At 43.1% G+C, this 11,625-nt stretch carries 12 protein-coding genes; 7 read left to right on the forward strand and 5 right to left on the reverse strand.

The genetic code is table 11. From position 1 onward, the window contains the following. Positions 1-107 precede the first annotated feature (107 nt). The 3 genes from AACU32_RS09920 (at position 108) to AACU32_RS09930 (ending at position 3,393) form a co-directional block, all read left to right on the forward strand. Complete coding sequence (locus tag AACU32_RS09920) at positions 108-965, forward strand: SDR family oxidoreductase (RefSeq protein WP_096599411.1); 858 nt, start codon at positions 108-110, stop codon at positions 963-965. 103 nt (positions 966-1,068) lie between these two features. Continuing rightward, positions 1,069-1,683 (forward strand): nitroreductase family protein, encoded by a 615-nt coding sequence (locus tag AACU32_RS09925; protein ID WP_445223169.1) that lies wholly within the window; start codon positions 1,069-1,071, stop codon positions 1,681-1,683. Positions 1,684-2,190: 507 nt separating this feature from the next. Beyond that, positions 2,191-3,393 carry an argininosuccinate synthase gene (locus AACU32_RS09930; protein WP_096599412.1) on the forward strand — a complete coding sequence of 401 codons (1,203 nt, stop codon included), beginning with the start codon at positions 2,191-2,193 and terminating at the stop codon, positions 3,391-3,393. A 145-nt stretch (positions 3,394-3,538) separates the two neighbouring features. Here AACU32_RS09930 and AACU32_RS09935 read toward each other — a convergent pair whose 3' ends face one another. Further along, positions 3,539-4,168, reverse strand: coding sequence for a DedA family protein (locus AACU32_RS09935; RefSeq protein WP_096599413.1), 630 nt, complete (start codon positions 4,166-4,168; stop codon positions 3,539-3,541). A gap of 460 nt (positions 4,169-4,628) precedes the next feature. Between AACU32_RS09935 and AACU32_RS09940 the strand changes: the two genes are divergently transcribed. Continuing rightward, on the forward strand, positions 4,629-4,982 hold the full coding sequence (locus AACU32_RS09940) for an STAS domain-containing protein (protein WP_096599414.1): 354 nt from the start codon (positions 4,629-4,631) through the stop codon (positions 4,980-4,982). Positions 4,983-5,286: 304 nt separating this feature from the next. Here the strand turns inward: AACU32_RS09940 and AACU32_RS09945 are convergent, their stop codons facing one another. Together AACU32_RS09945 and rpsF are read right to left on the reverse strand one after the other, a co-directional pair. Next, positions 5,287-5,847 (reverse strand): Npun_F5560 family protein, encoded by a 561-nt coding sequence (locus tag AACU32_RS09945; protein ID WP_096599415.1) that lies wholly within the window; start codon positions 5,845-5,847, stop codon positions 5,287-5,289. 278 nt (positions 5,848-6,125) lie between these two features. Next, the gene (rpsF, locus tag AACU32_RS09950) at positions 6,126-6,452 is read right to left on the reverse strand and encodes a 30S ribosomal protein S6 (RefSeq protein ID WP_096599416.1); all 327 of its coding nucleotides are present in this window, start codon (positions 6,450-6,452) and stop codon (positions 6,126-6,128) included. Between the two features lie 428 nt (positions 6,453-6,880). Between rpsF and AACU32_RS09955 the strand changes: the two genes are divergently transcribed. After that, on the forward strand, positions 6,881-7,654 hold the full coding sequence (locus AACU32_RS09955; protein ID WP_096599417.1) for a fumarylacetoacetate hydrolase family protein: 774 nt from the start codon (positions 6,881-6,883) through the stop codon (positions 7,652-7,654). Between the two features lie 3 nt (positions 7,655-7,657). On the opposite strand, the gene AACU32_RS09960 is transcribed toward AACU32_RS09955, so the two are convergent. Both AACU32_RS09960 and AACU32_RS09965 read right to left on the reverse strand, forming a co-directional pair. Then, positions 7,658-8,137, reverse strand: a complete 480-nt coding sequence (locus AACU32_RS09960; protein ID WP_096599418.1) for a Tic20 family protein — start codon at positions 8,135-8,137, stop codon at positions 7,658-7,660. 81 nt (positions 8,138-8,218) lie between these two features. Continuing rightward, on the reverse strand, positions 8,219-8,416 hold the full coding sequence (locus AACU32_RS09965) for a hypothetical protein (RefSeq protein WP_096599419.1): 198 nt from the start codon (positions 8,414-8,416) through the stop codon (positions 8,219-8,221). A 448-nt stretch (positions 8,417-8,864) separates the two neighbouring features. Here AACU32_RS09965 and glyA point away from each other — a divergent pair, with 448 nt between their 5' ends. Both glyA and AACU32_RS09975 read left to right on the forward strand, forming a co-directional pair. Beyond that, complete coding sequence (gene glyA / locus AACU32_RS09970) at positions 8,865-10,148, forward strand: serine hydroxymethyltransferase (RefSeq protein ID WP_096607938.1); 1,284 nt, start codon at positions 8,865-8,867, stop codon at positions 10,146-10,148. A 133-nt stretch (positions 10,149-10,281) separates the two neighbouring features. After that, positions 10,282-11,322 carry a glycosyltransferase family 4 protein gene (locus tag AACU32_RS09975; protein ID WP_096599420.1) on the forward strand — a complete coding sequence of 347 codons (1,041 nt, stop codon included), beginning with the start codon at positions 10,282-10,284 and terminating at the stop codon, positions 11,320-11,322. Positions 11,323-11,625 lie beyond the last annotated feature (303 nt).

Below are 11,625 nucleotides of genomic sequence, written 5' to 3' on the forward strand. Positions count from 1 at the left end.
AAAGGGTATTGGGAAAATATTGAGGTTTTTCCAAGATCCTCTTAAGAGCGATCGCCTGAAAATCAACGCCAACATTAGCAAATAGATTACAGGTAGGAAACAAGTTTATGGCTCAAGCAAAAGAATTACAACCTCCGCAACAGCAAAATCCTCCTGGTAATGAAGCCGAAATGACACCAAAACCTCAGTTTGATGACTCAAAATACCGAGGTAGTGGTAAATTGCAAGGCAAAGTAGCGTTAATTACTGGTGGTGATAGTGGTATTGGTCGGTCTGTTGCCATTTTTTACGCCAGAGAAGGGGCAGATGTGGCAATTATGTATAAAGATGAGCAACAGGATGCGGAAGAAACAAAACGGTTGGTAGAAGCAGAAGGTAGACGCTGTTTAACAATTCAGGGCGATATTGGCGACGAGCAATTTGATCAGCAAGCTGTAGAACAGGTTGTGAAAGAATTGGGACACCTGGATATTTTGGTGAATAACGCCGCTGAGCAGCATCCACAAGAAAGTATTGAGAAGATCACAGCCGATCAATTAGAGCGTACCTTCCGCACCAATATTTTTAGTATGTTCTTTCTTACCAAAGCCGCCTTACCTTATCTCAAAGAAGGTAGCGCCATTATCAATACTACATCAGTTACCGCTTACAAAGGTAGCCCCCAACTGCTAGATTACTCAGCGACAAAAGGAGCGATCGTTGCATTTACCCGTTCTCTATCACAATCGCTAATAGAAAAAGGAATTCGTGTGAATGGTGTAGCGCCTGGCCCGATTTGGACGCCACTTATTCCCTCTACCTTCCCTGAAGAAAAAGTTAAGAGCTTTGGTACTCAAGTGCCAATGCAGCGAGCCGGACAGCCGGAAGAAGTTGCACCTAGCTATGTATTTTTAGCATCAGATGATTCCTCCTATATGTCGGGGCAAATTCTGCATCCGAATGGCGGCGAGGTTGTGAACGCCTAAGATTTTGTTGGGCATTGGGCATTGGGCGTTGGGCATTGTCGCAAGCTGACTATATATAGGGTAAAGGTTATCATTATTACTGCTGCAAACAAATATCTGCCAAATGATCACCAAAACCACCAATAACCAATATCCAGTTGATGAGTTGCTGCTGCGGCGTTGGAGTCCTGTAGCTTTCTCTGAGCAACCAGTTGAAGCCGAAAAATTATGTACTGTTTTAGAAGCAGCAGCATGGGCTGCTTCTTCTTTTAATGAGCAACCCTGGAACTTTATCATTGCAACCAAAGACAATCCGGCTGAATTTGAGCGTTTATTAGGTTGCCTAGTAGAAGCGAATCAACAGTGGGCAAAGAATGCTCCAGTCCTGATGCTGTCTGTGGCAAAGCTTTATTTTGATCGCAATGGTGCCCAAAACAGACACGCTTTTCATGATGTCGGAGCAGCTGTTAACAACCTCGCCATACAAGCCACTGCATTAGGGCTATTTATCCACCAAATGGCGGGATTTGATGTAGCCAAAGCAAAAGAAGTTTACAACATCTCTGAGGGTTATGAACCAGTTGCGGCGATCGCTTTGGGTTACCTAGGAGATCCACAAACTCTGCCAGAAAACTGGCGACAACGAGAGTTAGCCCCACGCCAGCGCAAATCTCTAGAAACGTTTGTTTTCTCTGGCAGTTGGAACCAAGTTTCACCTCTAGTCAAAAGCCAAGATTAATACCTGCAAGATCCCCGACTTCTTTAAGAGGTCGGGGATCTGAATAACACTGATTTTTAGGAATTAATAGAACTGCTATATCTTGTTTTTATCATCAAAAAATGTGCTGATTCTATAACATTACAAATCATTGAGAAAAAATATGTTTTCTATAACCACCTAACTCTACGACTATTTTAGGGACATCCAATTTTTTAAATACCCAATAAATTTGTAGTGCTAGCGTCTCGCTCACTAATGTTAAAAAGCGAGCAAGATGCTCGCACTATGGAATAATGGGTAATTTATTTTTTGTAAGTCCCTTAATAAATAAAATCGGATTGCTATATGTCAAAAATCTCGGATGATTTCTAATGTACTAGTTGCGGTGCAGTATGTAGGTTAAATATCTGGTTAGATAGGGATTTATAGTTAAGTTCTCACTTGTTTGATTGGGGAATAAAATATATGTGTATTACTTTAGATATAATAATGACTCATTGTTTGTTTTCCTAAGTGGAGAAACTAATGGGTCGCGCTAAAAAGGTTGTGCTGGCATATTCTGGGGGAGTAGATACCTCCGTTTGTATCCCCTACCTCAAGGAGGAGTGGGGTGTGGAAGAAGTGATTACGCTAGCAGCAGATTTAGGTCAAGGAGACGAATTAGAACCAGTCCGAGAAAAAGCTCTAAAATCGGGTGCGAGTGAATCTCTGGTGGCGGATGTGAAAGACAGCTTTGTTAAAGATTACGCCTTTGCAGCGATTCAAGCTAACGCGCTCTATGAAAATCGTTATCCCCTGGGAACTGCACTGGCTCGACCACTAATTGCCAAGATATTAGTAGAAACAGCCGAAAAGTATGGTGCTGATGCGATCGCTCACGGTTGTACTGGTAAGGGTAACGATCAGGTGCGCTTTGATGTCTCCTGTGCGGCGCTGAATCCCAATCTGAAAATCCTCGCACCAGCCAGAGAATGGGGAATGAGTCGTGAGGAAACCATCGCCTATGGTGAACGCTATGGTATCCCCGCACCAGTGAAAAAATCCTCTCCTTACAGCATTGATAAGAATTTGCTTGGCCGTAGTATCGAAGCTGGTTTACTGGAAGATCCAGCTAATGAACCACCAGAAGAAATTTATCAGATGACTAAGGCGATCGCTGATACTCCTAATGAACCAGAGTACATCGAAATTGGTTTTCAACAAGGCATTCCTACAACCATCAACGGTGTAGCCAAAACCCCAGTAGATTTGATTGAACAACTCAATCAGCTAGCCGGAAATCATGGGATCGGGCGGATTGATATGATCGAAAACCGCTTGGTAGGGATCAAATCGCGGGAAATCTATGAATCACCCGCGATGATAGTGTTAATTCAGGCACACCGGGATTTAGAAAGCTTAACTTTGACGGCAGATGTAAGTCACTACAAGCGCTCTATTGAAGAGACTTATACCCAATTGGTTTACAACGGTCTATGGTACAGTCCTTTGAAAGCAGCCTTAGATGGGTTTATTCAAAAGACACAAGAGCGAGTCTCTGGAACTGTACGACTAAAGCTGTTCAAAGGTAATGCTACCCTTGTGGGACGTTGGAGTGATAATTCCCTTTACACCCCAGATTTAGCAACCTACGGCGCTGAGGATCAATTCGATCACAAAGCGGCTGAAGGCTTTATTTATGTTTGGGGTTTACCAACACGCATTTGGGCACAGAACACTAGAAGCTAGAAGATGAGGAAGTAGGGGGAGATTAGGGAGATGAGGAAGCAAGCTAAAAATCTAGAATTCTACCTCATCCACCCCACTTGCTACAACTTTGGAAACCAAAGCAACGCAGTGGCTCCCCTTATTTACCTCATCTACCTCAAAGCGCCTATTCTCCCGCCGCCCGCTTGACTTGGCGAGACTCTAACCAGATGGGTACGACGATTAAAGCCACCAAAATCAGTAAGGCGGCGATCGCAAAATGGCTCACCCAGGAAACCAATTGTTCTAAAGAAACAACTCTTCCTGCGAAGAAAGCTAATGTTACCATCACGCTTGCCCAAGCACTTGCCCCTGCTAAGTTATACACAAAGAATTTACCGAAGGACATATCAGCTATACCAGCTAGTGGCGCAGCAAATATTCGCAATAACGCAAAAAAGCGGCCAAAAAATACAGCTTTAACAGCATTTTCACTAAATTGCGCTTTAATATTTAGTAGTTTTTCTTCAGAGATTCGGAATAACTTACCAAGTTGTAGCAAGAAACTCCAACCACCGAGTCTACCAATCCAATAACCACAGGTACCACCAATTGCAGCACCCGCAACGGCGTCCCCTAGCACCAGCCAGTAATTAAGTTCATTACTGCCTGCAAGAAACCCACCAACAAGGGTTACGGTTTCACCAGGAAGGGGAATGCCCAAATTTTCTAGCAAAATTCCCAAAAAAATTGCCCAATAACCATAATGGTGGGCGAATTCCTGGATGTTTTCTAGGGAAATCAACTCAAGAGACATTCCGCACCGCCGCCTTTACAAATTTTTACTTGTACTATAATCTTTGCTCCTTTTTGGCTGGGGTGTCAATCAAGCCATTTTTGGGAGTTCTTAGCTTCTATTCTAGACTAAATATTAACTCTAGGGTATTGACTGTAGCTACTTTCTAAGCTAATACCATAGCCGTATAGTTACTGAGAGTAAGTATAATCTTTTTATAAAAAATTTATCATAATCCTAATTAATGTAAAAATCTTGTAAAAGATACACAGGCTACTGTAATTCTTAGTAGCTTATGCCTAATATTGTGAAAGTTAAGACAAATTATACGGCATGAATACTGAAAAATTTTGTCTGGTCTGCACTTGATAATGCCTTATTTATTGAGGTAAATACAGAAGTTGCATATCCAACGAAAACTCGGTATTAGTGCCAATTTTGTCTTTTGTACTATAGTGTTGCAATTAACTCCGTGAAATTCATGACTCCCAAACAAAAAGCTCCAGTGGTTTTGTTCAAACCCCAAGGCAGTATAGACTTGGAAGGCGGAATTGCCTTAAGTAACGAAATGTCTCAGGTAGTACCACAGTCCGATCAACTTTGGGTGATAGACCTAATAGAAGTGGATTTTATGGACAGTTCTGGCTTGGTTTCCCTAGTCAAAGGATTGAAAGCAGCACACCAAAGTGGTTGTCGCTTAGTTCTGTGTAACGTCAAAGCGCCTGTACGGTTAATTTTGGAATTGACTCAGTTGGATTCAGTCTTTGAAATCTTTCATACCTATGAAGATGTTATGACTGTCACCAACGAGCGCCAGCTATTAATAGCGGGGTGAACCCTTAATTATACCAAATAGTAGATGGTGAGTTCTAACTATTTTAGTCATTTTTAATAATTTCCCTATTAACATATCCTCACCATCATTAACATTAACAGACTTGTGCTTATTAAGGTTATGCGAAATTTACATCAGCTTAATAGCAGTTGTCCTGCGGGTGGTATGAGCGCATAGGGGTAGGGAGGTAGGAGCATACCGAAACAGATAAAACCAGGGTTTGGTGTTCCGAACTCATGGTTTTATGAATATCCAGGAAATTACAGAGGTCGAAGACGGAATTTCCCTTGAACGTAAATTATTATTAAGTATTAGGTACAGCAGAAATATTAGTTTGCTCAGATGCTGGACGTGGAAAAGTCGGCAGATCGATGCCACCATGATTGGCATTACGGCTTTTTACTGCCAAACGGTAACTGACGCTTTGCAGTTCTGCTTGCAGTTGGCGATTTTCTCGTTGTAGCATTGCCACTTTTTCGCGCACAGGGGCCATCCGCTCCTCAAACTTGCGCCGATAAATTTGCGGTAACTCTTGTACGACTTGCTCTAACATCCGACTGCGATCGGTTAATTCTTGGACTGATTGACGTAATTGGTAAATTTCCCCATCACGGGCTGTAATTTGCTCTTGGTAGAAAGTCACCTGTTGTTCAACAGCTTGCAATTGTTCTTGCAAAGCCTGTAACTGCTGTAAATCTTGTTCCGGCTCCGCTTTTGGGGGCATAAAAGTAGTATTGCCCTTAACTAGCCGGAAAAGCTCTTGAGATAGTTGTTGCACTAATTGATCGCGAAGTTGCAACTCTTGGCGCAACTGCGATACTTCGGTAGAGAGAGCTTGGATGTCGTTTGTATCAGATTGGCTCACAGTGGCTTACAGCTCCCATTCAGAATCTTGTCCACTTTTAAGTATAATTTCGGTCATACTGCTGTTGGCAAGTAGTTGTTAATTTAGCATTACTATTTAATTTAGGCAGAAAAAAGGTAAATTTTTTATAGAGAATTTATATTTGATAATTGTGAACCTAGGTATAGCTCTACTAACCTTATTTGCTTTTCCTAGTCAAGTCATTTACTTGGAGTTTTATCTTCCTCGGGGCTAAGTGCTGAGGTTTTATTCCTCAGCACTTATTCAGTTAGACTTGCTTAAGCGGCAGCAGCCACTTTAGCAGCTTTTTCTGCATGGACTTCCTGTTTGATTGTCAGGTAGCGAATGACTTCTTCACTCAAACGCATAGCTCTTTCTACAGGAGCGATCGCAGTTCCCGGGCCAGTATAGTTAAATTGAATGTAAATGCCATCGCGGTGCTTTTTAATTTCATAAGCTAGACGACGTTTCCCACGATTTTGAATTTGCAGATCTTCAGCACCGTGTTCTTTGAGCAAGTTTTGATATTTATTAATTGCTTGCTCTACCTGTTCGTCTCCCAGATCGGGACGCAGGATGTACATTGTTTCGTAAACTATCGACATGGTTTTAGTCTCCTCATGGACAAATTGGCTGCTGATGTTAATTTATACGTATTAACTGAGATTACTCTCAGTACTAATCAACATCTGAAGCAACAAGGAACTATAATCTTACCAGTTTTTCATTTGAATCTTGAGCCAAATCAACACTGAAGTATGAAGGATGAAGGATGAAGGATGAAGGATGAAGGATGAAATTACCTTACTGCCTCATCTTTTTCAGCCACAAGGGGACACCCCTGTGGTGAAGCAGTCTCCTGACTAGGCTTTGGGGCTGCAATTTTTTGTTCCTACATCCGTTACATCTTCATTCTTTTTTGTCAATAGCTATCAGTTTCAGGCTAAAGGCTCTACCTTTGAATGTTGGCTCTATTGTGTTCTCAAAAAGCTAACAGCTTTTAATTGCATCCAAAAGGATATTAATCAAGGTTATGGCGCAGCGCTATGTGCGAGTTCAAAATCCGGAGGGACAGATTTACTATGGGTTATTACAATTATCCCTCAACGTCCAGGTGCTAGATGCTCCGCCCTGGTTACAAGGACAACCTACAGATTTAATCTTGGAACCAGAGAATTATCAGATTCTGGCTCCTTGTGCTCCCTCAAAAATTGTCGCGGTGGGTAAGAATTATGCAGACCATGCAGCAGAAATGGGGACTCCCGTACCAAGTGAACCACTAATATTTCTCAAACCACCGACATCTATTATTGCCTCGGAGACGGAAATTAAATATCCGCACTTGTCGCAACGGGTAGACTATGAAGGGGAATTAGCGCTGATCATTGGCGATCGCACCAGTGACTGTACCCCAGAAGAAGCCCAAACTAAAATTTGGGGTTATACTATCGCTAATGATGTCACAGCGCGGGATTTACAAAAAAAGGATGGTCAGTGGTCACGAGCCAAAGGTTTTGACACGTTCTGTCCTTTGGGCCCGTGGATCGTCAGAGAATTAAATCCCGGAGCGAGATTACAGACTTTTTTGAATGAAGATGTCAATCCTGTGCAATCGAGCTGTATCGATCAGATGGTATTTCCGCCGGATTTTTTAGTATCCTATATCAGTCAGGTGATGACCTTGCTGCCAGGGGATGTGGTGCTTACAGGTACACCGGAGGGTGTAGGCTCTTTGCACCTAGGCGATCGCGTCCGTGTAGAAATTGAAGGCATTGGTCGCCTAGAAAACACTGTGGTAGCTCGTTAATTGCTAACGCACTTGCATGTAAACAGCATCAGAAATTGCGGGAATTTCTGCGTAACGTCCCATTAGCGACTGAGCTACAGAATATCCTATTGCTGCAACTAGACCGAGAAAGATTGTGCTGGCTACTGTTTCAACTGCAAAATCTACACGAGGGAGTGCGACAACCCGCAAAATTATGCTGCCCAGAAACACAACAATATCTAAAAGGATGGCCTGCATAGTGTTAAAACGAATGAAATGAATAATTTTTTCATTTCTCACCACCAACATGAATAAGGCAAAGAAAACTATCAGTTGCCCTATCTGTCCTAAGCTATTGTAAATGGCAACAATAGGGGCAAGCGGTAAAAGCAGGACTTGTAGTGCGGGAAATTGTCTTAATAAAGACACATAACCGAACATTAGCCCATCAATTAAGGGCAGTAAATAAGGTAAGCAAGCAAGAATCCGGTCGGACACCGTTGTAGACCCGCGCCAAGCCATTGTGCGTTCTCCTGTGGCTAAATTTCAACAGTTACTTGAGCCTAGGATAACGCAGTTCACTGGTCTTGCTAGCAAATCTAATTATTCTATATTGGCAATGCGGAAACCCATCATACACTCATATTGCTCTGGTTGCTGTGTGTTGATCGTGCTTACTTGTTGACCGCAACGCAGTTGACCGTGACTCCAACGTGGTTGTCCGCTGCGATCGGCTAGTAAACAAGACTGACAAACCTTCCCAGGGGCAAGGATTTGATCTTCCATTAAAATGACTAGCATCTTATACCTCCTGTAAATCCTCACTGTAACTGTGATCCACATTTCACTGAGGAAAGGATTGGTAATCTTTGATGTCTTTTGAGCAAAAATGCGAGCGATCGCTTACGGCTTTCGCCAATCAAACAAAGTTGCTTAGTAGACTCTAAATTTATTGTATGTTGTGTATAGTAGAAAGGAGATTTTTTAGTAAAAAGTAATACATAAGTTTCTTGAGTCTAGGTCTAGTGCCACTACACAAAATTCCCAATTCAAACAGCTTTGATTCTGGTCTTTTGTCAAGTTTTGCACTGACGACTAATAATAAATAAGTCAGCAGAAATTAACATCAATCGTCAATAGCCATTGAACTATAGACAGTGAACTCTGTAATCTTGACTGTGGACTATTGCTGCGATGTTACACCCAGCCAAACCCAACCTTTGTGCAAATTTCCCTAAGGATAGCTGAAGTGAGTAAGACTAATTCGGATTTTTTGAACGCTAGCGATCCAGCGATCGCTGATCTACTTAATCAAGAACTTAAGCGTCAACGTGACCATTTAGAGTTGATTGCGAGTGAAAACTTTACCTCCGCTGCTGTATTAGCGGCTCAAGGTTCTGTATTGACAAATAAATATGCCGAAGGACTCCCCGGTAAACGCTACTATGGCGGTTGTGAATTTGTCGATAAAGTTGAGCAAATAGCCATCGACCGTGCCAAACAGCTATTTGGTGCTGCTCATGCTAATGTCCAACCCCATTCTGGTGCCCAGGCTAATTTTGCCGTGTTCTTGACACTCCTAGAACCAGGGGACAAAATTATGGGGATGGATTTGTCTCATGGGGGACATTTAACCCACGGTTCCCCGGTGAATGTGTCGGGTAAGTGGTTCCAAGTGAGTCATTATGGCGTTAGCCAACAAACAGAACAGCTAGACTATGAGCAAATTCGTGAACTAGCGCTCAAAGAGCGTCCTAAGCTCCTAATTTGCGGTTATTCGGCTTATCCCCGGATCATTGATTTTGAAAAGTTCCGCAGTATCGCCGATGAAGTTGGTGCTTACTTGCTAGCAGATATTGCCCATATTGCTGGATTAGTAGCTACTGGTCTTCATCCTAACCCCATTCCTTACTGTCATGTAGTGACTACTACTACCCATAAAACTCTCCGTGGCCCTCGCGGTGGTTTAATTTTAACTGGGGACGCAGAACTTGGTAAAAAGCTCGATAAATCAGTTTTTCCTGGAACTCAGGGCGGGCCTTTAGAACATGTAATTGCGGCGAAAGCTGTAGCTTTTGGTGAAGCTTTAAAGCCAGATTTTAAAACATATTCTGCTCAAGTTATTGATAATGCTCGTGCTTTGGCAGAGCAATTACAAAAACGGGGAATAAAACTAGTATCCAATGGTACAGATAATCATTTGATGTTAGTAGATTTACGGTCTATTGGCATGACTGGAAAACAAGCGGATCAGTTGGTGAGTGGTGTCAATATCACCGCTAACAAAAATACAGTTCCCTTTGATCCCCAGTCACCCTTTGTTACCAGTGGTTTGAGATTAGGTTCACCAGCCATGACAACCAGAGGATTAACAGAGGCAGAATTTACCGAGATTGGTAATATTATTGCCGATCGCCTGCTCTCACCAAATTCCGAAGAAGTTGCGGCTGATTGTCGGCGAAGAGTAGCAGCATTATGCGATCGCTTCCCCCTATACTCTCATCTAGAAATTCCCGTACCAGCCTTAGCATAGGGCTAGGGGCATGGGGCATGGGGCATTGGGCATTGGGCATTTGTCCCCCTTGTCCTCCTTGTCCTCCTTGTCTCCCTCATCCCCCCTGCCCCTTGCCCCTAGCCCCTCATCAAATTACCTTTAGAAAATACAGATGCCTCCTCAGATTTATCATCTGATTTCCTTCCTAGTGGCTGCTGTAGTCGTTCTTTGGACTACACCAGATGTTAGGAACATTGGTATAAAAAGTGGACGTGTAGATCAACCTGGTGGGCGCAAAGTTCATCAACGCCCGATGGTACGCCTGGGAGGAGTTTCGATTTTCGCAGGTACAGTCACCTCTTTACTAATTGTCTGGTGGTTAGGTGGATTTGGCAGTCTCCCACCAGAAAAAGAATGGCAAATTTGGGGTGTCACCTTGGGTGGTCTTGGCTTTTTTCTCATTGGTTTAGCCGATGACTTGCTTAACTTGTCACCCTTGTCGCGTCTACTGATGCAAATAATTATCGCAGCTGGCGCATGGAAAGCAGGCGTAAGTATAGATTTTGTTACGGTTCCCACAGTAGGCATTGTTAATCTAGACTGGCTGAGTTTACCGATTACAGTCATTTGGCTAGTAGGAATGGTCAATGCCATTAACTGGATTGATGGTTTAGATGGATTAGCCGCTGGGGTATCAGGAATTGCAGCTTTGGTGATGCTAGTTGTCGCGCTATTTATGAATCAATCAGCCGCCGCCCTCATAGCCGCCGCCCTTGCTGGTGCAGCACTAGGATTTCTCCGCTACAATTTCAACCCCGCGCAAATCTTTATGGGAGATGGCGGGGCTTATTTTATGGGATTTACCCTCGCCTCTGTGGGTGTAATTGGTTTGGTAAAAATCCCGGCTTTCACAGCTGTATTATTGCCTTACTTAATTCTCGCAGTGCCAATTGTCGATATGTCAGCCGTGATTTTAACCAGACTGCGAAGTGGCAAATCTCCGTTTACGGCAGATAAAAGCCATCTGCATCATCGGTTACTCAAGGCTGGTTTATCCCATCGCTGGACAGTTTTGTTTATTTATTCTTTAACCGTATGGGTTGGCAGTTTAGCATTGGCTATTGCTGGTATCCCCAGCGGTATTACCTACGCCTGTGCGGCTACTTCAGTTATTAGCTTTGCTATCTGGCGAGTTTGGAAACTTTCTCGGTAAAATCGAATATTTTCAATAAAAATCCCAATATTGATTTAACAAGCCCACAACCTCGTAGGGGTGGGGTTTTCCCATACGTGTCAACTTAACGTGAAACCCTTACCAAGACGTGATGAGCGAATTCTCTCACTTAACATCATGATCCGCGTCACCCCACCCCGGCTTTGCTGACGCAAAACCTCCCCTCCCCGTTTACGGGGAGGGGATTGAGGGGTGGGGTAAAATGCCTGTGGGATAAGCCTTTTAACTTAAGTTGACACCAATGGGTTTTCCCGCCCCTACAATTTGGGATAATTTATTTTT

It is taken from the genome of Calothrix sp. NIES-2100 (genome assembly GCF_963875285.1).
GTDB lineage: Bacteria > Cyanobacteriota > Cyanobacteriia > Cyanobacteriales > Nostocaceae > Aulosira.

What these genes read in the sequence shown, in the direction of transcription:
- AACU32_RS09960 (WP_096599418.1), bottom strand. Translation starts at nt 8,137, where the DNA reads ATGGCTTGGCGCGGGTCTACAACGGTGTCCGACCGGATTCTTGCTTGC.
- AACU32_RS09925 (WP_445223169.1), top strand. Translation starts at nt 1,069, where the DNA reads ATGATCACCAAAACCACCAATAACCAATATCCAGTTGATGAGTTGCTG.
- AACU32_RS09975 (WP_096599420.1), top strand. Translation starts at nt 10,282, where the DNA reads ATGCCTCCTCAGATTTATCATCTGATTTCCTTCCTAGTGGCTGCTGTA.
- AACU32_RS09935 (WP_096599413.1), bottom strand. Translation starts at nt 4,168, where the DNA reads ATGTCTCTTGAGTTGATTTCCCTAGAAAACATCCAGGAATTCGCCCAC.
- AACU32_RS09930 (WP_096599412.1), top strand. Translation starts at nt 2,191, where the DNA reads ATGGGTCGCGCTAAAAAGGTTGTGCTGGCATATTCTGGGGGAGTAGAT.
- AACU32_RS09965 (WP_096599419.1), bottom strand. Translation starts at nt 8,416, where the DNA reads ATGCTAGTCATTTTAATGGAAGATCAAATCCTTGCCCCTGGGAAGGTT.
- AACU32_RS09940 (WP_096599414.1), top strand. Translation starts at nt 4,629, where the DNA reads ATGACTCCCAAACAAAAAGCTCCAGTGGTTTTGTTCAAACCCCAAGGC.
- AACU32_RS09920 (WP_096599411.1), top strand. Translation starts at nt 108, where the DNA reads ATGGCTCAAGCAAAAGAATTACAACCTCCGCAACAGCAAAATCCTCCT.
- AACU32_RS09955 (WP_096599417.1), top strand. Translation starts at nt 6,881, where the DNA reads ATGGCGCAGCGCTATGTGCGAGTTCAAAATCCGGAGGGACAGATTTAC.
- rpsF (WP_096599416.1), bottom strand. Translation starts at nt 6,452, where the DNA reads ATGTCGATAGTTTACGAAACAATGTACATCCTGCGTCCCGATCTGGGA.